This window comes from Paenibacillus sp. GCM10027628 (assembly GCF_042676385.1).
Lineage (GTDB): Bacteria > Bacillota > Bacilli > Paenibacillales > NBRC-103111 > Paenibacillus_E.
In genome coordinates, this window is the sequence record NZ_JBHTHA010000003.1 from 106,775 (window position 1) to 129,879 (window position 23,105).

A 23,105-nucleotide genomic window follows, 5' to 3' on the forward strand; every position below is an offset into this window, starting at 1 on the left:
GACCAGATCGACTACTCGACCGTTACGCTTTTGGCCAAATTACGCGGCTTGTCCACGTCATTCCCCCGGATTGAGGCTGTGTAGTAAGCAAGTAACTGCAGCGGCACAACCGCAAGGGCGGGTGTAAACAATGAAAAGGTGCGCGGCACGTAGATCACTTGATCCGCAGTCTTTTCTATTTCGGTATTGCCTTCCAAAGCCAGTGCGATCACGTAGGCGCCACGCGCTTTGACTTCCTTGATATTACTCACGGTCTTCTCCAGCAGCAGTTCCTGAGTTGCCAGAGCAATGACCGGCGTACCTTCCTCTATTAGCGCCAAAGTCCCGTGCTTCAATTCTCCGGCGGCATACGCTTCGGAATGAATGTAAGAAATTTCCTTCAGTTTAAGCGAAGCTTCCATCGCAAGGCTGTAGTCGAGCCCACGGCCGATAAAAAACAGGTGATTGTGGCCAGCGATCCATTCAGCGACGTGCCGGACAGGTTCCATGCCTTTCAGCATTTCCTCCACTTGAGAAGGCAGCCGTTCGAGCATAATAATCAGCTCGCTAAGCGTCTCCTGATCTAATTTTTCTAAGGCCTGTGCCATGTACATACCAAGTAAGTAGAAGGCAATCAGCTGCGAGCTGTAAGCTTTGGTCGAAGCGACAGCGATCTCGGGACCGGCCAGCGTAAAGAGACAATCGTCCGCTTCACGGGCCACGGAGCTGCCGATTACATTCGTGATGGCCATGACGCGTGCGCCCCATTGTCTCGCCTCTCGCATGGCAGCGAGGGTATCGGCGGTTTCACCCGATTGGCTGACGGCGATGACGAGCGTGTTCTTGCGGATTACGGGCATCCGGTACCGGTACTCGGAAGCAAGGTCGACTTCGACCGGAATGCGGGTCAGGCGCTCGATGACGGTTTTCCCGACGAGAGCCGCATGATAAGCCGTCCCGCAAGCGACCAAATGGATCTGCTTCAATCCGCGAACCTGAACTTCGGAGAGTTCGACGCCGGGGAGCAGGACTTTTTTGCCTTCTTCGATTCTTCCGCGCATCGTATCCAGATAAGCCCGCGGCTGATCGTGGATTTCTTTGAGCATGAAGCTATCGAAGCCATTTTTCTCCGCGATGATGAGATCCCAATCGATGCGGAACAACTGCTTGGCGATGAAGTTGCCCTCGAGCGTCATCAGCTCAACCGCATCCCGGGTCAACACGGCCATCTCGCCGTCATTTAAAATGTAAACATCGCGCGTGTGCTCCAGAATGGCCGGAATATCGGAGCCGATGAAATTTTCGCCTTCGCCGACGCCGATGATGAGAGGGCTTGCCCAGCGCACTGCAACCAGCTTGTCCGGTTCGTGTTCAGAGAGCACCGCGAGGGCATATGCTCCCCGCACATGACTGACGGCCTTCCGCACAGCTTCTACGATATCTCCGTCATAATGATGAGAGATCAGATGAGAAATGACCTCTGTGTCAGTCTCGGATACGAACCGATAACCGCACTGCTCAAGCTCTTCCTTTAACTGCAGGTGATTCTCAATGATACCGTTATGTACAACGGAAATTTTCATGTCGTTATCGGTATGTGGATGCGAATTGGCATCCGAAGGTTTCCCATGGGTGGCCCAACGGGTATGGCCGATGCCCGCGAATCCGGCAAGCGGCTCAGCCTCCAGCCTGGTCTCCAGCTCGCTGATGCGTCCTTTCGATTTGCGGAGCTCAAGTCCGGAGCTTGTGTGAATCGCCACCCCGGCGGAATCGTATCCGCGGTACTCCAGTTTTTTCAAACCTTCCAATAAAATGTTCTGTGAATCCCTTTTGCCGATATAGCCGACAATGCCGCACATGCTTACTCCTCCTCATTCTCGCTTTGGCCTACTTGCCATTTTCGAAATTCAATGATGCTTTTCAATTCTTTCCGGCTGATGCCGTATTTCACAGCATCTTGAAACAAGTCATACCACTCCTGCACCACCGCGGGATCGGGCTCCTGCTCTGGTGTATCCGGCTCTAGCAGCTGTTTCAGAGAAACGTCCAGCGCGACCGCAATTTTGTTAAGCAAGTGGACGGACGGATTAGAATGAATGTCCCGTTCGATGGTGCTCAAGTAAGACTTGGCAACACCTGCGGCCTCCGCCAGTTCAGAGAGCGATAATCCCCGTTCCATGCGCAGCTTCCTCACTCGTTTTCCCAACATGATCCATCGGTCCTTTGTCGTAATTTCATTGCGAAAAGCCTAGGCGTGCCGTTCGATGTGTCGTTCATTATAACGAACGAACAATTGAAGTATAGCGCAAAAAACGGCAAATGAAAAATCGTACAGCTTGGATTATTTCGTTTTAACGAACAAAATCCGCAATATTCCTCCTTTATCCTTCAAAATACAACCTATTATCGTTCTTTATAAAGAATAAAACGTTCGTTATAATGAATGTCGGAACGGATGGAGTCCGTCATCCTCTGACTTTAACCGCACCTAAATCATGAAAAAGGAGGTTTGATCATGTCCCAAACCAAAGCGCATGCCAAACTGGAAGGCTGGGGAAGCCGTCCGGTTGCCGTCCGTTATCTCGCCTTGATGCGGCCCCGGCAGTGGACGAAAAATTTGCTTGCATTTGCAGCCCTGATCTTTTCCATCAGGCAGGCGGATATGAATATGCTCGGTCAAGCCTTAGTCGGCTTTGTTTTGTTCTGTCTCGTCTCCAGCTGCGTGTATGTGCTCAACGATTATGTAGACCGCGAACGAGACCGGATGCATCCGGAGAAAAAGCATCGGCCCCTCGCCTCCGGCGCCATTCATCCGCAGACGGCGCTGCTGTTCGGCTTCGTCTTGCTTACCTCTTGTCTGGTTCTGGCGTTCCGCTTCCAACTAACTTTCGGCCTGGTGCTGACTGCTTATTTTTGCATGAATGTGTTGTACTCCTTACGGCTCAAACATGTCGTCATCATCGACCTGCTCATCGTGGCCTCCGGGTTCGTGCTTCGCGCGGTTGGCGGCGGCCTAGTGATTCATGTGCCTCTAACGCCGTGGTTCCTGCTATGCACGATGCTGCTGGCTTTGTTCCTGGCGATCGGTAAACGCAGGCATGAGCTGGCCTTGATGCAGAGCGGCTCGGGTTCGCACCGCAAAGTGCTGGAATCGTATTCGATGGAGATGCTGAACCAAATGTCGGGGATCGTGACGACGGCAACGATCATGAGCTATGCGCTGTTTACGTTTACCTCCGGGCATACGATCCATCTGATGTGGACGTTGATTTTTGTGCTATATGGCGTTTTCCGCTATTTATATCTGATTCATATGGAAGGAAAGGGCGGCCGACCGGAAAAGCTGCTGCTTGAAGATAAGCATATTTTGCTGACGGTCGTGTTGTACGGTTTTTCCGTAGTCATCATTCTGTTGTATTTCAAATAAGAAGCTAAGGCTTACGAAGACAGCTATCCCACCGGGTAGCTCTTGGAAGGGAGAAATCTGCGGTGATTCATTATGTATGGCTAATCGTTTCCGTCCTGCTTGGCGCCGCGGGGCAGGTGCTGATGAAGTGGGGGGTCAGCTCTCCGAAACCGGCGGGTGCAGGATTGTTGTCCTGGTCCAATCTCACAGCCTCTTGGCCCATTGCGGCCGGGCTGGCTTGCTACGGGCTAAGCTCGGTATTTTGGCTGTTTGCGCTCAAGAAGTTCCCGCTCAGCACCGCTTATCCGATGGTAAGCATGGGCTATATCCTGGTCATGCTGCTCGGATTTTATTTATTTCATGAGACGTTATCGATGCAAAAATGGTTCGGCGCCGCCTTCATCTCTTTCGGCGTGCTGCTCATTGCACGCGCATAACGGAAGGGGGAATGTGAAAATGAGCGCAGGCTTGTTGTATCCGGCTCTGCCTTTTATCGCCTGGCTTGTGTCCGGGACGCTCAAGTATATCGTGAACAGGCTGCGTCACGGACACGACGCCCGGAAGCTGATCGGCAATGGCGGTTTTCCGAGTACGCATACGTCGGTCGTATCCTCGGTTACGATGTTGATCGGCTTCAATCAAGGCTGGGGAACGCCGCTGTTTGGTCTTGCGGTTGCCGTGAGCTACGTCGTCATGATTGATGCAGTGGGCATCCGCCGTGCCGTAGGAGAGAACGCCAAACGGATCAATGCGCTGACCGTTGAAATCGCCGCCACTAGGGAGGCTGATCTGAGGGAAAGACAAGGTCACACTCGGCTCGAGGTGCTTGTCGGACTTGCGGTCGGCACGCTGCTCGGGTGGATCGCTTCTCAGATGATGGGATAGACAAGTACATATTATAGATGCCATTGTTGGCAGCACTTATTAGATATTTTCGGATAGGGGGAGTTGTACGATGAGAAACCGAATTGTTTCCATGAGTTTGGTCACCGGAATGACGCTCCTGACGCTCCTTGTCGCCGCTTTTATGATACCCTCGCTGTTATTTCTGGCCGGCTTGCCGGTAATGAAAGGGGACTTCTGGCTCGCTGTAGCATTAGCCGTATTGCTCGGTTGGGTCGCGTCGAAGAAGCTGGCGGAGGAACGGCAGATGACGGTTTTCGCCGTTTCAGTAGGATTATGCGCTTTATTGTTTATTGGCGGATTCCTCATTTGCGGGTACTTCTACGATTTGTCCTACGACGGACAGGCCTATCACCAGGAGATGATCATTCATCTGGCTGAAGGCTGGAACCCCGTCTACGATAAGGAAGTTGCTCAGCCGACGGGCAATAGCATCTGGATTAACCATTATGCGAAAGCAGCCGAAATTGCAGCGGCTTCCATTTATAAGGCAACCGGAATGATCGAACAAAGTAAGGTCATCAATTTGCTGGCGATCGCGGCTTCCGGCCTGCTCAGCTTAGGAGCCTTGCTGACCTTGAGGCCAGGAAACCGGGTCACGGCGTGGGTGGTGGCCTTGCTGCTTGCGCTTAACCCGGTCAGCGTGTACCAGTCATTCACGTTTTATGTCGACGGACTGCTGGGTTCACTGCTGCTTTGTCTGCTGGCGCTCGGGTGTTTAATTGTAACCCGCCCGGGCTGGCTGCCGATTTGGATGTATACTCTCGTGATGGTCATGATGATGAACATCAAATTCACTGCGATCGGTTATGCGGGCGTGTTAACCGTAGGACTGCTCATTGCTCTTTATATGAGCGAGCAGTTCGCCAGGCTCAAACGGCTGTTTCGCATTGCGGCCCTCGGAGGGATGATCGGCGTGCTTATCGTCGGATACAATCCTTACGTCACGAATACGCTCCATAACGGGCATCCTTTTTATCCGCTTGCCGGAGATGATGCCATCGATGTTGTGAAGAACTTTACGCCGCGGAATCTGGAGCGGATGAACCGCTTCGAGCAGGTTGCAGCGTCTTACTTCGCTGAACCTATGGGCAACAGCACGGACAAGAAGCCGACGCGGTTTCAATGGCCGTTTGCCTTTAGCGCCAAAGGACTTCCGACTTTTGCCGAAACGGATGTGGCGGTGGCCGGCTTTGGGCCTTTGTTCAGCGGGGCGCTAGTTCTCGCCCTGATCGTTCTGGTGCTGGCCTTCCGCAAGCGCCCCGGCGTCACCTTGGCGGCCATCGGGGTCATAGCGTTGCTGGCGGCATCCTCCTTCATCAACCCTGCGGCCTGGTGGGCGCGTTATGTGCCGCAGCTCTGGACCGTGCCGCTGATCTGCGTCTGGCTTGCCCTATCCCTGAAGGGATACCGGCTTCTGAATGGTACCGGCATCGCCCTGGCTCTCGTGATTGCCGCGAATTCGTTCTTGGTTAGCGGCTCATATACGACCAGTCAATGGGCCTGGAGCCAGGAACTGCGCGGCCAGTTGGCGCAGCTGCAAGCGGCGTCCCAGCCGGTGAAAGCTGAATTTACGTACAGCTGGTCCAACCGCGAACGGCTCAAAGCGTACGGCATCGCATTTAAGGAGGAAACGCCGCTTTCCTGCAGCAGCGAAAAGGTGATGCTGATTAAATCAGGCACTACCCTCTGCGTTGATCATCAGGGCATGCAGGCTAATGCGCAGTAAAGATCAAGGAGGGTATCATGCACGTCATTACGATAAATAGAAAAATTGTGTTCGGAGTAGTTATCTTCGCCTTACTGGTGGTTTGCACCGTGCTGTTATCCTGGGGAGGATTGTCTCGACTTTTCAATGGGGGGAACAAGAGCGTGCCTGTCTCAGCCTTGCCCGTGTTTGAAGAGGGAGGCGTGAAGCAAACTTCTGCCACCAAGGACGGGCATCTGGCCGTTTACGACGGGACATCTTGGAAGCCGAAGTTCTGGTCCGGCGTGAACTTGGGGGCTACGACGCCGGGGCATGCGCCGGGAGAGCTCAGCCCGACCAAGGCGGATTATTTGCGCTGGTTCGGACAAATCAAGGACATGCATGCGGATGTCATTCGGATTTACACGATTCTGCCGCCTTATTTTTATGAAGCGCTGGCCGAATTTAATGCCGGACGGAAGGACCCGCTTTATATCCTGCAAGGGGTCTGGGCACCTGACGAACAGCTTGTCGGGGCAGATGGGCATGGCATGGATGCGCTGCAGCCAGAAGCCATTGACCTGTTCAAGCAAGAGATCCGAGATGCCGTAGGGGTCATTCACGGACAGCTGAAGAGAAAGTCGGCGGCCGGCCATGCGTCGGGCAAATTCGATGCCGATGTATCGCCCTACGTGCTGGGTTGGGTGATCGGCACCGAGTGGGACCCTTATACCGTGAAAGCGACTAACGACGCGCATACCGGGATGTCGCCTTTCCAAGGCGCTTATTTCCAGGCGGTTTCCGGTGCTTCCCCATTTGAAAGCTGGCTGACCCAAATGATGGATACCCTGGCGCAGGAAGATATGAAATTCGGCTGGCAGCACCCGGTTTCATTCACCAACTGGGTGACCACGGACCCGCTGACTCATCCGAATGAACCCGCGGACAACGAGGACATGGTCTCCGTCGATCCGATGCATGTGAGTCCTCAAGCAGCCTGGAAGGGAGGATATTTTGCCTCGTATCATATTTATCCGTATTATCCGGATCTGCTGCGGTATGAGGACAAGTATCAAACCTACAAAGATAGTGACGGGAACGTCAATCCATACGCTGGGTATTTACACGATATGCGGGAGCATCATAAGGGCATTCCGCTGATCGTGGCGGAGTACGGTGTGCCAAGCTCACGCGGGATGGCGCATTACGGACCCATTGGCCGTAATCAAGGGCTGCATACGGAAAAGGAACAAGGGCAGATCGATGCCGATTTGTACCGCAGCATTTACAACGAGAACTTGGATGGAGCAGTTCTATTCTCCTGGCAGGATGAGTGGTTCAAAATCACATGGAACACGATGGAGCTTGATTCGCCTGCCGCACGGCGGCCGATGTGGCGCAACATGTTGACGAACGAGGAGCATTTTGGCGTCCTTGCCGTTGAGCCGGGCAAATCTCAGGAGGATACGATTGTACTCGACGGAAAGACGGACGACTGGGATCGCCGTAAAAAAACCGTAAGCAAGGACTACCCGGAGTACAGCCTAACTGTTTCGCATGATGAAGCGTACTTGTATCTTCTGCTGAAAAACAAGCTTGGTGACTGGAAGCCGGGAGAGCAACCGCTTTATATCGGCTTTGATACGCTCGATGGCGGTAGTATGAAAGCGGACAAAGCGCCTGGAGTGGGCTTCAGCGAAGGTCAGGAATTCGTCATGAAACTGGGCGGGGACAAGGATTCAGCCCTCTATGTGGAGAGCGCGTATGATTACCATACTTGGCAGTACGGTTTCGTGAACAAAATGATGCCCTGGCAGCAAGCCTGGTCCCATGCGGAGAACGGCATCTTCCTCCCGTGGAGGCTGCCGGTCAGCAAACCGCTGCTATTGCCGCAAAGCCAGAAGAAGCTGCCGTTCGAGGATGTCGAGATCGGTCAGCTTCATCCGGGCACGACCGACCCGAAGAGTCCCGAGTTCAACAATTTGGCCGACTGGTACGCTTCCGGGTCTGTCATGGAGGTCCGTATACCTTGGATGCTCTTGGGCTTTACCGATCCCAGCTCGCATCAAGTATGGCGGTACCCTTATGAAGCGGGCGGGTTCAAGATGACGGAAAGCAAAGCGGTCCGTGTCGAACCGCATCTCTCAGGGAATCCGAATCCGGTGGCGCCTGCCGTTTACAAGTGGGAAAATTGGAACCAACCGACATCGCACGAGCGACTTAAGGAGAGCTATTCGATCCTGAAGGATGCGTTCGGCGAGCTTGGAAAAATGCCGCCTAAGGCAGTTTCTCCCGATGCCAATGGTGCCGCAAAACCTTAGTTGCCTAAAGCGCGCCAGCCGGTGAAATCATGAACGGCAATGCCCGAATATGAAGGGTGTGTCTTCAATATGAGGTCGATGAGAGCCAGCTGGCGCTCCATTTCGGCGGCGCCTTTTTCATGGAATGTGATGTGCGGAGAATCCGGAGTCGGATTCGTTTCCAAGCTGATCCATACCTTTTTGCCTAGACGGTCGCCTGTGGCTATTTCCGATGCTGCCAAATCGAGCACATCCTCCGCTTGAATGCGGTAGGACATCAAGGCTGTTTCGTCCAACTCGGCCATAAGGGCTTCGCTGAGCGTACCGCTTCCGTTCGGGAGCTTGATGCTGTCTAGCCAGAACGGCAAGGCTGCGGCCGTCGTTAAGGTGGAATCCTTTTTCACCAGCTTATGAAAATAGGAGAGGGATTCCTGCCAATTCACGGCGATCGCGTTTTGATCCGTGGTCCATTCCGGCAGCAGGTACGGCTCGATATCCACTTGAATGCCCGCAAAACGCTCGCTTTCCAGCACTGACGCGTTGTAGTTTTTAACCCAATTGACCAGATCTGTGATCTTTTGCCGGTTTTCCGGAAGCGCCCACTTCGGAGCGCCGCCCAGCGCGTGGACCTGAATGCCGGAATCCGCCGCCGATTGGATGAAGCTCCGGTAACTGCTTGGGGCTACTTCCGGATTAACCTGCAAGAAGATGCGTCCGATCTGTTGATTTTTTGCAAATAGTAAAATGTCGGACCTTCCTGCGCTTGTGCGGATCAGTGAAGTATCCCAAAGCCAGGTTGCCTTCGGCTTGATCGCGGTCAAGGCATCCGCCGAGGGAAGGGACGACGATGTAAAACCCGAAGACAACCACAAGAGCAGCATCATGATAAGCATTTCTAATTTCTTCCTTCCGTACAGCTTCTTTCATACCTCAATTATACCAAATGATAACTGCATGAAAAGGAATATCATTTTCCTCAAGTATTCAACTAAGTAAATGTAACGGTAATGTAATTGTGACTGCCGTTCCGAGCCCCTCCTTGCTTTCGTATACGATTTTTCCATTCATGGCCTCAATAATTCGCATGGCTACCGCTGTTCCTAATCCTGTTCCGACTTCTTTTGTAGAGAAGAATAAGGTGCCGATTCGAGCGAGCTGCTCTTGCGTCATCCCTTTTCCATTGTCTGTGATCTTGATTTGAGCTTGTCCGTTCATGCACACTGAACCTATCTGCACTTCTCCGCCTGCGGAGGTAGCTTCAATCGCATTCTTGATTACGTTTACCAAGGCTTGTTGCAATTGTCCGCGATCCGTATATAAATAGATTCGATCTTCGATGCTGCATTGGATCTGAATACTGTTCTTATTAGCCATCGGCGTTAAAAGGACAATAATGTTATTCAATACCTCCGACACGGGAAACGACTCTAATTTTGTCAATTTAGGTTTGGAAAAGTTTAAGTAATCATTAATGATAGACTCCGCTCTTGCAAGTTCATCCAAAGCTATCGTTAAATAATGCTGATTTTTTGCTGTCTCCTTCGGGTGCATTAGCTGAAGAAATCCCCGAACCACGGTTAACGGATTGCGAACTTCATGGGCAATAGAGGCAGCAAGTTCACCTAATGTTTTCATTTTTTCGGCTCGTTGGATTTCTGCCTTCATTGCAGATCTTTCATGATTAAACTCATGCAGCATGGACGATAACCAGGTTCCTAACGTTTGCAATACAGCGAACAATAAAACGGCCGGAATCGTGTGGAATTCGATCGGCTTCTGTACATCGCTTTGTAAGGTAAAGGAAATTAAGATGACTAACATGACTAAGGAAGGGCATAGGGAGATCATCACGGTGGCTCTTATCCTGGAACTGCCTGTTAATCCTTTTATTTTGTAAGCTGCTAATAGGAGAGTAAGAAATGTCAGGGTGATGCTCATATAACCAAATAAAAGCGCATTACCGGAGAGATACGTACGGGTCGCTAAAATCATGAATAAATTGATAAAGCCGGCAGCAGGTCCGCCATATATCGTAGAGATGACAAGGGGGACATAACGCAGGTCCCAATATAAATCAAGCGCATAAAAGGAAAATAGCAGGCAAAGCGAGGAAGCTGTTCCGTGGAGCAAACCTAGTACATAGGAAGATTGAGCGTAACGCCATCTTTCTCCAAAGGCGGTGTACACTAATACTGGAGCAATAACGATTAGAATGTTAATAAACAATTTTTCAAGTAACATGACTAGTGATATCGCCTCCAAACTTTATCCTTAATTTTTCTTCATTTGATGCGATTATCCTTTTTTGAAGCACCTTAGTCTAAGATCTCATAACATGCTGCCACACAAATTCTCGTATTTGAAGGGGCTACTGAGCAGGGGGATAATTAGAGAATGTACTTTCCCTAATAGAGACCGGAAAGGCGCTAAAAGGTGAGGAATCTACTAGCGCCCCATATTCTCTAAATCTACTGGAACTGCATACTTTCAATCTCCCGCAGCATATACGGGGCACCTGATTTTTCCCTTGGTACTCTCCAATCCAATTAGGTGGCTTAATAGGTAATAGCAAATAGTCATCTCGCATAGTGACCTTTGCTAGGATACAGATTTTTATTTTGTAAGCATAATTTTATTGGTTTTCCTAATAATAACTCCAATGGTTTGTAACTTGATTGCCGCCCGGGAGTGACGACATGCCAAACGAAATCGATGAACTAAACAGAAAAGCGAATCAAATGGAGATGGATTGGTGGCTTCACCACGACCTGTTTTCGTTCCAGTGGTGGATTATTGTCATCGTCAATGTGCTATTTTTTGCGCTGCTGCTTTTCTATATAGATCGAAAAAGGACTTTGAAAATTACACTCGCATTATTGTTTAGCTTTATAATTGTGGGCACTTTCGATCAAATCGGCATATTTTTCCAGTGGTGGAGTTACCCGCATCAATTCATAGCTTTTACTGAGCAATACAATGCGGCAGACTTCTTTGTCGTTCCTTGTATTTTTGCCTTGATTTATCAGTGGTTTGCTGCATGGCGGTCCTTTCTGGTTGCGAATTTAGCTGCTTCAGTGGTTATTGCATTCATAGGAGAGCCGATTTTCGTTGCGCTGGGTATCTATAAATTAAACAATTGGTCTTACTTGAAGTCATTCCTTGTTTTGTTTGTCATAGCGATTCTTGTAAAAGCGATCGTGGATTGGATTGGGGAAAATAAACTTCAAGTGAATGCGGACCGTGAATTAACCATTGATTTTAATAAAAGTAAGCAGAAAATACGATAGAACGAATGAAGGAGCTGCTGGCATAGCGGCTCTTTTTTTGTTCAATAAACAGATCCCGGTCTCGAATTTTCATAAGCCGTTCCTAACATGTTATAATGAACCCGATTAAAGGCAGGAGATGAGTATACATGGGGTTCGGGTTCGGGAAACACTATCGCGATTACTTGAAAAATAACTTGTTCATGAGACTGCTTCTCCTGTTCTCCTTGATCACAGTGATCACGATTATTTCGTTTTCCTATTACATGTATCACTCGATGTCTCAAGCGGCGATCAATCGGGAACTGGATATTCAGAAGAAAGCCATGACGAACGTCAACAATTATTTAGGCGATAAATATGAATCGGCGCAGTCCATTCTGTTCGGTTTATACCGGGATAGCGCGCTGGCTGCCGGCGTCACCTTCATGCTGCGGCATCCATTTCAAGAGTATGTGCAGCATAGTCTGGAGCAGTACAATTTAGGCGGGAACAGCACATGGAATGACGGGCTGCAGTATTTCAAAAATCGTCTGGAAGACGATGCGGATATTCGCAATCTGATGCTGTATAGCGTGGATCAACAGGTATTGTATGTGTTAAGCCACGATCGGCAAATGAGGATCATTTCCACGAATGCCACGCATTCTTACATTCCTGAAGCGATGGCGCTCGACAGCAAGAGTGTCTCCTTGCCGAACGTTTGGCTTCGCGAAGCCGCGGATCAATGGGACAATCATTTGTATTCCGTTCGGTCCCCGATCAATGATAAACAAACGCTCAAAAATATAGGTCAACAGATTGTATTCTTCAGCTCGGATGGGATTTGGAAAGTATTATCGAATGAAAAGGAAGACCTGAAAGGGACGATTCTCGTCTTGTCGCCGGATGGGGGCGTCGTGTTCGACTCCTCCGATCAGTATTACGGCAAGCCCTATCCCTACATGGATCAGGTAAATTCGCTGTATGAAAATAGTGGCTCCAATCAACATGACTACGTAACAAAGCTTACACAAAGCAAAGGGGATTTTATTGTTGTCGGCATCATGCCGAAAAATGAGCTCGCCACGTCGTCGCGGCGTATTGGGACAACGATTTTTACGATTAGCGCGGTTTGCATTTTTTTCGCGATATTGCTTCCTTCCCTGGTGGTGCTTAACGTAGCTAAACGAACCCATCAGATTATTCGCTTCACGCGAAAAGTCAAGCAAGGCGATCTGACCGCGCGAATTCCGGATATCCGGGAGGATGAGCTCGGGCAAATTTCCCGCAGCTTCAACGACATGATCGATGAATTGAATCAATACATTGACCGCGTGTACAAGGCGGACATTAAGCAAAAGCATACGGAGCTGTCGGCCCTGCAGGCCCGCGTCAATCCTCACTTTTTATACAATACCCTGGAAGTGATTCGCATGCGCGCGATATCCCAAGGCGCTCATGACGTCGGCGAAATGATCTACAGTTTATCGGCATTATTCCGAAGCTTTGTCCAGCAGAAGAAAATATACACGCTGAAGGACGAGCTTGAGGCCTGCCGCTTGTATTTGGAACTTTTTCAGATTCGATATAAGGATAAGTTTACGTATTCGATCGATTGGGACCGAAAGCTGGCTTCACTTCGCGTGATGAAAATGTCACTGCAGCCCGTTATTGAAAATTACATCGTGCATGGTTTGCGAAACGAAAGCACGGATAACGAGCTGCGCATTCGAGTGAATCAGGTGGAGGAGTTCCTTCATGTCCAAGTCGAAGACAACGGAAAGGGCATTTCCCAGGAACGTTTGAACGAGCTGGAGCTCTTCTTGCAAGCGGAGGAAACGGAAGGGGAATCCTTCGGTCTGCGCAGCATCAATCAGCGGCTCAAGCTTCTTTACGGCAGCAAGTATGGCGTTCAATTGCGAAGTGATCCGGGGCAAGGAACGACGGTAGACATCTGGCTGCCCATGGACGATGGAAAGGAGGGATACGATGTTTAGGGTTTTTCTCGCGGACGATGAGCCTTTCATTATTGAAGGGTTATATGACATTATCGATTGGGCTGAAGCAGATCTCGAAATAGTGGGACATGCCGGCAACGGACAAAAAGCTCTGGAGGCTTTAAAGGAAACTTCGGTGGATATTCTGCTGACGGATATTTCCATGCCGGTCATGAACGGTCTGGATTTGATTCGGGAAGCTAGAATCGTTCATCCGGATTTGAAAGTGATTGTGTTAAGCGGTTTCGATGAGTTTAGTTATTTAAAAGAGGGCATGATGCTCGGCATTGAGAACTACCTGCTGAAGCCCATCAATATCAAGGAACTGAAGGCGACGCTCCACAATACCGTCGAGAAGCTGAATACGTTCCAAGAATCTCGATTGGTGCAAGCTCATAGCAAGCAAATACTAAAGGACAACACGCTTCACCGCTGGTTAACGAATCAAATTGCGCCGCTGGAATTCGATGAGCGTGCGGAGCTTCTGGGCATCGACCTTGATCGTACCTATATAGCAGCGGCAGTGTTGCGGACGGAATCCGAACCGGAGGAAGTTTTTGACCTCATATCCAGGCAGGTTGAGTCCTACGACGGGTTGACCGCGTTCTTTGATTTGGACGGAGATATCGTGCTGCTTGCCGCTATGGATGATGCCGAACGCGGCAGAAAGGAGCTGACTGAACTGCTTCTGCAGTTTCAGTCCGGGTTGCATCAACGTCCGATTCGCATCTCTATTGGCAGCGTGGAGCATCTTCCCGAACAAGCGGGACAAAGTTATGCGACCGCAAAGAAGGCACAGGAATACTTTTGGATCTATCCCGAGCTTCCATTGATCGATTATAACGAACTGGCGCATCATGAAAGCAATCAGAAAGCAGATTTCTCCATCCTTGATTGGTCCGCCTATGCCAAACTTATCGTGGGCAAAGACCAAGAAAATCTGCGTCTGCTCATTCAGAACGATTTTAAACGGCTTCAGGCGCTGCCGGGAATTACACCCCAAAATTTTCAGGACATTGCTTTTGAAATGGTTGTCCATTTTAAAATGGAGTTAAAAGCAATCCGTCATACCGAGGAAACGGATGTATACAATCAGGCTTTTCAGCAAATTAGGAACGCTGTTACGCTAGACGATCTGGAAAAAGCGATTCTAGAGATTGCCGACATCACGGTCGGTCTTCTCATTTCAGATGTTCGAAGCCCGATTGTGCAGCAGGTATTGAAATATATCCATGAATCGTATGCCGAAGAGCTTTCGCTTAAAATGCTGGGAGCGCATTACCATATTCATCCGGTCTATCTGGGGCAGTTATTCCATAAGGAGACCAATGAGTCGTTTACGGAATATATCAACAGGTACCGGATCGAGAAGGCGAAAGAGCTGCTCAAAACCTCGCATGCGAAGGTTCATGCCATTGCCAAAGATGTGGGGTACTGGGAAGTGGGCTATTTTTATAAACAGTTTAAAAAGTATGTGGGGATATCCCCGACCGATTATCGAGGACTGCTCTAGGGAAAACTGGAGTGCAGTCCTTTTTTCTTTTATAGGGGGGGAGACACTTTTCTTTGATTTTTACATGGTTTCATTTAATTTATCGTCTATTTGTAAATGCTTTCATGCGGTACTGTAAATATAGCCCCTCGGGCTTAAACAATAGAGCATCAACAGGGAGGATCATACGATGAGTAAGATGAAGAAACGCCTGGTTACTACACTTGGGCTGACGCTTGCAGTTTCTATGACGCTTAGTGCGTGTGGAAATAAGGCAGCCAGCGATACGAAAGCGGCGGGAACGCCGAATAAACCGGTAGAATTGATTTGGTACACGATCGGAACGCCGCAAAAAGACGTGGATCGCGTCATGGCCGAGGTTAGTAAATATACGGCAGAGAAAATCGGCGTAACGGTGAAAATGAACATGACGGACTGGGGCGATTACGCGCAAAAGATGCAAGTGATGACCGCTTCCGGCACGCCGATGGACATTATGTTCACTTCATCGTGGGCATTTGATTACGTACAAAACGCTCGTAAAGGCGCTTTCAAGCCGATTGACGACCTTCTCCAAAAAAGCGGACAAGGCATCGTGAAAGAATTGGATCCTGCATTCTTAAACGGTTCCAAAGTGGACGGGCACAATTATGGCGTGCCTGCTAATAAAGAGCTTCCCGCACAAGACGTATGGCGCTTTAATAAAAATCTGGCGGACAAGTACAATTTGAACCTGGATAATGTGAAAACGCTTGAAAGCTTGGAGCCGCTGCTCAAAACGATCAAAGAAAAAGAACCGAACGTATACGGATTAGCGGTGGATAAAAACTATATGCCGTATGTGCCTTACGACTACATTATTGAGAAAATGCCGATGGCTGTGCGTGTAGACAACCCGGACTTTAAAGTTGTCAATATTTTGGACACGCCGGAAATGAAGCAAGCGCTTCAAACGATGAACAAATATTACAAAGCGGGTTACATTCCGACAGAAGCATCGACGTTGACCTCGCTGAACGATGTACAAGTTACCGGCAAATGGTTCTCGGACAAAGCGACGAACCAGCCGTTCGCGGACAACCTGTGGTCGGCTAGCTACGGTTATCCGGTTGTATCCAAACCAGCTAGTCCCGCTCTGATTTACAACTGGTCGGTTATGGGTTCCATGCAAGCGATCTCAGCGAATTCCAAGTACCCGGAAAAAGCGATGGAGTTCCTGAACTTGCTGAATACGGATCCGGTTCTGCGTAATATGGTGGATTCCGGTATCGAAGGCGTGCATTACAAAAAAATCGGCAACGACAAAATGGAAAACTTGCCGGATTCCAAAAACTACGACATGCCGACGTTCTCGCTTGGCAACGTTCTGCTGACGTACAAAGACCAAAAAGATCCTGATAACAAATGGGAAGAGTTCAAGAAGTTTAACGATACCGGCAAACCGGCACCGCTCCTTGGCTTCAACTTCGACCCATCGAAAGTGACAAGCGAAATCGCCGCGGTGCAAAACGTAAAAGAAGAATTCTGGGCTACTTTGATGACGGGCACCGTCGATCCTGAAAAATTCATTCCTTTAGCTAATGAAAAATTCAAAGCTGCCGGATTGGATAAAATCATCGCTGAAGCGCAAAGTCAAATCGATGCGTGGAAAGCAGCTAACAAGAAATAATGGATTTGGATTAGGCGAATGGCTGACATTCGCCTGATCTTTTTCATCTAACGAGGAGAGGTGATTTTATGACAAGAATAGGAGCATTTTTCAAGGATGTTAAACAAAGTAGAGTGCTGCTGCTGATGGCTTTGCCGGCAACGCTTTGGTTCCTGTTCTTCTCTTATTTGCCGATGGCCGGAATGGTGGTTGCATTCAAGCAATACCGCTATAGCCGGGACGGTTTTTGGGCGAGCATTGTAGAAAGCAAATGGGTAGGATTGCAAAATTTCAAATTTCTTTTCAGCACCAATGATGCGTATATCATTACGCGCAATACGCTGCTTTACAATATCGTATTTATCGTTGCAGGGTTAGTACTATCTGTTGCGTTAGCCATAGTGTTGTCCGAAATAGCCAACAAGAAGCTGGCCAAGGTGTACCAAACGGGCATGTTCCTGCCTTACTTTTTATCCTGGGTCATCGTAGGCTACTTCGTCTTCAGTTTTCTCAGCTTCGATAAAGGGATGCTTAATCATATTCTCTCCTGGTTCGGCGTCGATCCGATCCGTTGGTATAACGATAAAACCTACTGGCCGCTTATTATCATCGTTGTTTACCTATGGAAATCCGTTGGTTATAGCAGCGTCGTTTATTTGGCGGCGATTATGGGGATTGATAAATCGCTCTATGAAGCTGCGATGATCGATGGCGCCAGCAAATGGCAGCAAATCAAGCACATCACGTTCCCGATGTTGAAACCGTTAATGACGATTCTGACCCTGTTGGCGATCGGACGTATTTTCTACGCTGACTTCGGGCTATTCTTGCAGGTGCCTAGAGATTCCGGAACGCTGTACTCGGTAACGAATGTAATTGATACGTATGTTTACCGCGGGCTTAAATCCACAGGCGAGATCGGGATGAGCACGGCAGCGGGCCTGTATCAATCCGTGATCGGTTTTATTCTGGTTATGACCTCGAACTATATCGTAAGAAAATTTGATAAAGATAATGCGCTGTTTTAAACACATTCACGGAAAGGAGGACATCACATGATTGCTAAACCGATCAAAAACCGTGATTTTCATAGATTGCCGCCAGTATTGAATATCCTTTTTAACCTTGTTGCCGGAATATTCGCTTTCGCCTGTGTTTTTCCATTTCTGTTTGTAACGATCATTTCTTTTACAGATGAGAAAACATTAAGCGCGAACGGGTATCGAATATTTCCCGAGAAATGGAGTCTGGAAGCCTACAAATATCTTTTTAAAGCGGGGGATCAGCTTCTCCTCTCTTATGGGGTAACGATTTTGGTCACCGTGGTGGGCACGCTTGTAAGCTTAATTCTAACGGCTACGTTTGCCTATGCCATTTCACGCAAGAGCTTTAAATTCCGCAATTTTTTCGGTTTTTTTGCTTTCTTTACGATGCTGTTTAACGGTGGACTCGTACCGACCTATATTGTTGTTACACAATTGATGGGACTTAAAGACTCGCTGTGGGCTCTGATTTTGCCGCTGGCGGGAAATGCGTTTTACATGATGATTATGCGTACGTTTTTCAGCACATCCGTTCCTGACGCGATCATTGAATCGGGGAAAATTGACGGGGCCGGCGAATTCGGCATTTTCGTCAAACTGGTGCTGCCGCTCTCCCTTCCGGGGCTGGCGACCATTGGCTTATTTAGTACGCTCGGGTACTGGAACGACTGGTTTAATGCGCTGCTTTATATCGATACGCCAAATCTCGTTCCGCTGCAATCGATGCTGATGCGGATTGAGAACAGCATGCAGTTCTTGCTTCAAAATACGAGCAATCCGTCCATTGGCGTGGGCTTACTGCAATCGCTTCCGCAAGATACGTCACGGATGGCCATGGTTGTCCTTGCAACGGGGCCGATTATTTTTGCATATCCGTTCTTCCAGCGCTACTTTATTCAAGGTTTGACCATCGGTGCAGTGAAAGAATAACTCATCACATTCTCTTTAATGGAGGACTTATCATGGAACAATTCAGATTGCCGAAAATTCCGATGCCGAAGCTGGAACTGCCGAAGGCCATCCAGGAAGTGCTGGCGGAAGCGGAAGAGAAGCTGGTGCATCGTCCCAAGCTTTTGCAACTGTTTAAAAACTGCTTCCCCAACACGTTAGAGACGACAACCAAATTGATGGAGGATGGAACTACGTTCGTCATCACCGGGGATATCCCCGCGTCATGGCTGCGCGACTCTGTCGAACAAGTGATTCATTACGTACCGTTTGCGAAGAACGATCCGGATCTGCAGCGTATTATAGGCGGGTTGATTAAGCGGCATATTCAATATATTCATATCGATCCGTATGCCAATGCGTTTAATGAATCGGCGAACGACTGGCATTGGAATAAAGCGGACGTGACGGACATGTCGCCATGGGTATGGGAGCGCAAATTCGAGCTCGATTCGCTATGCTTCTCGATGCGTCTAGCCTATGCGTACTGGAAGGAAACGGAGCTTACGGATATTTTCGATGCCGGATTTAAAGCTGCGATGTACAAGATTTACGAGCTGTTTAAAACGGAGCAGCGTCACTTTGAGTTTTCACCGTATCGTTTCACGCGCAATAACGGCATTCCGACGGACTCGCTGCGCAATAATGGCATGGGGATGCCGGTGAACTACACGGGTATGGTTTGGTCGGGCTTCCGTTCCAGTGACGATGCCTGCGATTTCCATTACAACATCCCGGCAAATATGTTCGCGGTTGTTGCTCTTCGCCATATGCAAGAGTTCGCGGAATTGGTGTTCCGGGATACGGATTTCTTGAACGACCTGAAAGCGCTCGAAGCGGATATCGATCACGGCATCCAATTGTATGGCATATATCGTCATCCCGAGTTCGGACCGATTTATGCGTATGAGACAGACGGCTTCGGCAATTACTGCCTGATGGATGATGCGGGTACGCCGGGACTCATGTCGATTCCTTATCTCGGTTATGTTTCCGCAGATGATCCTATTTATCAGAACACAAGACGGTTCGCCCTAAGCAAAGAGAACCCTTTCTATTTTGAAGGCAAAGTTGCGAAAGGGATCGGCAGTCCGCATACGCCTGACGATTATATCTGGCATATGGCCTTGTCCATGCAGGGTTTGACGGCTTCCACGGCGGAAGAGAAGCTGGCAATGATCGCGATGCTTGAGGCGACGGATGCCAATACCGGTTTTATGCACGAAGGTTTCCATGTCGACGATCCGACCATTTTTACGCGAAAATGGTTCGCCTGGTCGAACAGCTTGTTCTCCCAGCTTGTGTATAAAACGATGAAGGAAGGACTGCTATGAGTCAACCCGTCCTTGTTTTTTATGATGCCGCGTTTCCGGGCGGCTCTGAGGGTCAAGTGCCTGTCGATCAACTGGCTGCGCAAGGCGCGATCGTTGTAGGGGCCGATGCGCTCGGCGAAGCGCTTCGGAGCGCGGATGGAGGATGCTTTGTCAATCTGCATGCTCCCTATTTCCCTAAGTCCGCATGGCCGGATATTCTTGCGTTCTTGAAACGTGGCGGCGGGTTGCTTAGTATCGGCGGCGCAGCTTTCAAGCGCCCGGTGCGCAGAGAAGCGGACGGTTGGCATGTGGAAGCTGAGCAGACCGCTTATCACCAGCAATTATTCATTCATGAAATGCTTCGTGTTGATGCCGCTCCTGTTAGTTCTTATACGGCGTTAGAAACCGTGCCGCTGCTGAATGGGCAGGAATCTTTGTTTGCGGTTGCCGATACATGGAACATGGTGCCGCATACGACTCGCAATAGCGATTTGCCTCATCAAATGGGGGCAGCGGGTACGATGAGCACACAGATCTATCCGCTTTTGAAAGGAGTTAGCAAGGAGGGCCGCGAGGTCGCTGCTCCTGTTGTCCTATGGGAAAATTCACGTGGCGAATACGTGGGATCGCGATGGATTTTCGTCAATGTGCCACTAAGTTCCTCGTTCTGGGAAGCAGGCGGGGCACAGGCATTAATGTCGTGGGCGGCATTTTGCGCCATAGGGGTTACGGAGCTGTGGATCAAGCCGAACTATGCCAGCTATGAGCCTGGGGAGCACGCGGTGCTGACCCTTCAAACCCAGCTTTTGGTACGGAACGGAGCTGGGGCCAGGGCTTCCGTTAAAACGTGGACATTTGATCTTACGGTTGAGCGTGAAGATGGTTCGCAGGCCGGTTGGACACAACGTTTGACGTCCGAAGTGAACCAAGAATTCAATGTCGTACGCATTCCGGTGCCGTTAGAGATTGGCCGAGGCTTATATCGTGTGATCTGTAAGGCTGAGGCAGCGGACGGTGAAGTTCGAGTGCTGCGCCAAGGCTTCTGGGGCCACGATCCTGTTTTGCTCGCGGAGGGAACCCCTGTTGCTTGCGGCCGCGATTATTTCATCAAGGACGGACGGCCGCTTCCTGTGGTCGGTATGACATACATGACCTCCGATGTCGCACGTAAATTTTTGTTTTTGCCGAATGCGGATGTTTGGGATCGGGATATGGCCCAGATGGCGAAAGCGGGCATTAACTGGATTCGCACGGGCATCTGGACGGCTTACCGCAATATCATGCAAGTTGATGGTCATGCATCTGAAGAGGTGCTAAGAGCCATCGATGCCTTCTTCTTGACAGCTAAAAAGCACAATCTGCAGGTGACGTTTACCTTCTTCTCCTTTACACCGGAGACTTGGGAGGGGGTCAACCCTTACTTGGACCCGCAAAGCGTAGAAGCGCAGAAGCGGTTCATCCGCTCCATCGTGTCGCGCCACCGTGGCTCCACGCATGTGGATTGGGACTTGATCAATGAACCTTCGATGTTTGATCCGGCGCAAATCTTCTCGAATGGACCCCGTTCCAGTCGGGATGCTTTTGAAAAGGCTGCATTCGTCGAATGGCTCAAGCAGCGTCATGGTTCTATCGAACTGCTGCAAGAGCGCTGGAATATGTCGCCGGAGCAGCTTCCGACGTTTGAAGCGGCAGCTATACCTGAGGCGGAGGAGATCAACTTTGACGTGCAGGATATGCATCGGGCCAAGAAAGGGACGCGCTGGTTGGATTACTGCTTGTTCTCGATGGATATGCACAATCGTTGGGCGAAAGAGCTTTACGATACGATCAAGGAGTTAAGCCCGGATCATCTTGTCGTCGTCGGTCAAGACGAAGCGCTTGGCGCGCAGCGGCCATCTCCTTTGTTTTACGAGGAAGCCGTGGACTATACGACCGTGCATTCGTGGTGGTTGAATGATAATCTCGTTTGGGACGGCATTTTTGCGAAAACCCACAATAAGCCGAATGTCATTCAAGAAACGGGCATCATGTATGTGGAGACTCCAGATGGACGCGCCAAACGTTCGGAAAGCGAGCTGCGGAGCTTGTTAGAGCGCAAATATGCATATGCCTTTGCAACGGGTGGTGCAGGCGCCATTCATTGGATTTGGAACACTAATTTCTATATGGATAATGCGAACGAATCGCATATCGGCGCGCTCCGCGCGGACGGTACGGAGAAGCCGGAAGCCGATGTATCTTACGATTTCGGGCGATTTATGGCTGAAAATCGGGACCTGTTCCAGGATCGTGAGCTGGAGGATATCGTAGCCATTTTCCCTTATTCAAACGATTTCTCCAACCGGAAAATGGCGTTCGATGCCACGACGCGGCTGACCCGCGTGCTCTCGTATCAGATGAACATGCCGTTCCGTGCGGCATCTGAATATCATTTGGACGTGCTCGCAGAACAGCCGCCGAAGCTGATTTTGCTTCCAAGCGCGCATAACATTGATGAGCATGCTTGGAATAAGCTGGTGGAAATTGTACAGAAAACAGGTGCAACTCTGCTTGCGACGGGTCCGCTTAGTCTTGATGCGTATTGGAAACAAACGTCTCGGCTGGTAGATCTGCTGGGTGACGCGGAGCTTCAAAATGTACGCAGGGAAGAAATGCTCCAGTTGCAAGGCGCATTGCTGCCGGTTTCCTTTGGACAACGCCGCATTGCTGAAGTGGTTAAAGAAGTGCGGACTGGTCGTTCGGAAGCGGGCGCGGGAGATGCGGTTGTCGATATTCCGCTTGGCAAGGGCAGACTTATTTGGAGTCCGCTGCCGGTAGAGCTGAACGAACGTACGGATACCATGATGGAACTTTATCGTTATGCAATCGATGCAGCAGGATGTGAACGCGGAATGCAATGGATTCAAGGCGGGGATATCGCGGGCGTATACGGAAGAAAGTTACGTTTTAAAGAGGGCTTCCTTTACGTATTCGTATCCGAATTTGCATGGAACGTGAATATCGAAGTGAAGGATACGGTTAGCGAGGCGACCTATGCGTTCACCCTGGAGAAAGAGCGATCGGTGCTCTTTGCAGCGGACGCCGAAGGCAAAATTATCTCCGTATACCGTCCGGATGAAGTCCATATTGAGAGGAGTTAAG

General features: G+C 49.7%; 17 protein-coding genes. 13 read left to right on the top strand and 4 right to left on the bottom strand.

The genetic code is table 11. From position 1 onward, the window contains the following. Positions 1–11: 11 nt before the first annotated feature. Both glmS and ACFQZT_RS07420 read right to left on the bottom strand, forming a co-directional pair. Positions 12–1,838 (bottom strand): glutamine--fructose-6-phosphate transaminase (isomerizing), encoded by a 1,827-nt coding sequence (gene glmS, locus ACFQZT_RS07415; RefSeq protein ID WP_379298197.1) that lies wholly within the window; start codon positions 1,836–1,838, stop codon positions 12–14. Positions 1,839–1,840: 2 nt separating this feature from the next. After that, positions 1,841–2,188 (bottom strand): helix-turn-helix domain-containing protein, encoded by a 348-nt coding sequence (locus ACFQZT_RS07420; protein WP_379298199.1) that lies wholly within the window; start codon positions 2,186–2,188, stop codon positions 1,841–1,843. Positions 2,189–2,494: 306 nt separating this feature from the next. On the opposite strand from ACFQZT_RS07420, the gene ACFQZT_RS07425 reads away from it, so the two are divergent. The 5 genes from ACFQZT_RS07425 to ACFQZT_RS07445 all read left to right on the top strand — a co-directional run bounded on the left by ACFQZT_RS07425 (position 2,495) and on the right by ACFQZT_RS07445 (position 8,296). Then, positions 2,495–3,406: a decaprenyl-phosphate phosphoribosyltransferase gene (locus ACFQZT_RS07425; RefSeq protein WP_379298201.1), complete on the top strand. Its 912-nt coding sequence runs from the start codon at positions 2,495–2,497 to the stop codon at positions 3,404–3,406. A 62-nt stretch (positions 3,407–3,468) separates the two neighbouring features. Continuing rightward, positions 3,469–3,822, top strand: a complete 354-nt coding sequence (locus ACFQZT_RS07430; RefSeq protein WP_379298203.1) for an SMR family transporter — start codon at positions 3,469–3,471, stop codon at positions 3,820–3,822. Between the two features lie 19 nt (positions 3,823–3,841). After that, positions 3,842–4,270 carry a divergent PAP2 family protein gene (locus tag ACFQZT_RS07435; RefSeq protein WP_379298205.1) on the top strand — a complete coding sequence of 143 codons (429 nt, stop codon included), beginning with the start codon at positions 3,842–3,844 and terminating at the stop codon, positions 4,268–4,270. A 70-nt stretch (positions 4,271–4,340) separates the two neighbouring features. Continuing rightward, complete coding sequence (locus ACFQZT_RS07440; protein ID WP_379298207.1) at positions 4,341–6,017, top strand: hypothetical protein; 1,677 nt, start codon at positions 4,341–4,343, stop codon at positions 6,015–6,017. Positions 6,018–6,034: 17 nt separating this feature from the next. Then, complete coding sequence (locus ACFQZT_RS07445) at positions 6,035–8,296, top strand: hypothetical protein (protein WP_379298209.1); 2,262 nt, start codon at positions 6,035–6,037, stop codon at positions 8,294–8,296. On the opposite strand, the gene ACFQZT_RS07450 is transcribed toward ACFQZT_RS07445, so the two are convergent. Both ACFQZT_RS07450 and ACFQZT_RS07455 read right to left on the bottom strand, forming a co-directional pair. Beyond that, positions 8,293–9,168 carry a hypothetical protein gene (locus tag ACFQZT_RS07450; protein WP_379298211.1) on the bottom strand — a complete coding sequence of 292 codons (876 nt, stop codon included), beginning with the start codon at positions 9,166–9,168 and terminating at the stop codon, positions 8,293–8,295. The genes ACFQZT_RS07445 and ACFQZT_RS07450 overlap by 4 nt on opposite strands. Before the next feature lie 91 nt (positions 9,169–9,259). Beyond that, positions 9,260–10,516 (bottom strand): ATP-binding protein, encoded by a 1,257-nt coding sequence (locus ACFQZT_RS07455; RefSeq protein WP_379298213.1) that lies wholly within the window; start codon positions 10,514–10,516, stop codon positions 9,260–9,262. A gap of 455 nt (positions 10,517–10,971) precedes the next feature. Here ACFQZT_RS07455 and ACFQZT_RS07460 point away from each other — a divergent pair, with 455 nt between their 5' ends. The 8 genes from ACFQZT_RS07460 (at position 10,972) to ACFQZT_RS07495 (ending at position 23,104) form a co-directional block, all read left to right on the top strand. Continuing rightward, a complete protein-coding gene (locus ACFQZT_RS07460; protein WP_379298215.1) occupies positions 10,972–11,562 on the top strand; it encodes a CBO0543 family protein in 591 nt (196 codons plus the stop codon). Positions 11,563–11,690: 128 nt separating this feature from the next. After that, positions 11,691–13,520, top strand: a complete 1,830-nt coding sequence (locus tag ACFQZT_RS07465; RefSeq protein WP_379298217.1) for a sensor histidine kinase — start codon at positions 11,691–11,693, stop codon at positions 13,518–13,520. After that, a complete protein-coding gene (locus tag ACFQZT_RS07470) occupies positions 13,513–15,033 on the top strand; it encodes a response regulator (protein ID WP_379298219.1) in 1,521 nt (506 codons plus the stop codon). Before ACFQZT_RS07465 ends, ACFQZT_RS07470 begins: the two co-directional genes overlap by 8 nt. Positions 15,034–15,202: 169 nt before the next feature. Continuing rightward, positions 15,203–16,681: an ABC transporter substrate-binding protein gene (locus ACFQZT_RS07475; RefSeq protein ID WP_379298221.1), complete on the top strand. Its 1,479-nt coding sequence runs from the start codon at positions 15,203–15,205 to the stop codon at positions 16,679–16,681. Between the two features lie 68 nt (positions 16,682–16,749). Further along, on the top strand, positions 16,750–17,688 hold the full coding sequence (locus tag ACFQZT_RS07480) for an ABC transporter permease (RefSeq protein WP_379298223.1): 939 nt from the start codon (positions 16,750–16,752) through the stop codon (positions 17,686–17,688). A 27-nt stretch (positions 17,689–17,715) separates the two neighbouring features. Beyond that, entirely contained in the window at positions 17,716–18,633 is a 918-nt protein-coding gene (locus ACFQZT_RS07485; RefSeq protein WP_379298225.1) for a carbohydrate ABC transporter permease, read from the top strand. Between the two features lie 32 nt (positions 18,634–18,665). Beyond that, positions 18,666–19,985 carry a glycoside hydrolase family 125 protein gene (locus ACFQZT_RS07490; RefSeq protein WP_379298227.1) on the top strand — a complete coding sequence of 440 codons (1,320 nt, stop codon included), beginning with the start codon at positions 18,666–18,668 and terminating at the stop codon, positions 19,983–19,985. After that, on the top strand, positions 19,982–23,104 hold the full coding sequence (locus tag ACFQZT_RS07495) for a beta-galactosidase (protein WP_379298229.1): 3,123 nt from the start codon (positions 19,982–19,984) through the stop codon (positions 23,102–23,104). The genes ACFQZT_RS07490 and ACFQZT_RS07495 overlap by 4 nt, the downstream gene beginning before the upstream one ends. Position 23,105: the final 1 nt, after the last annotated feature.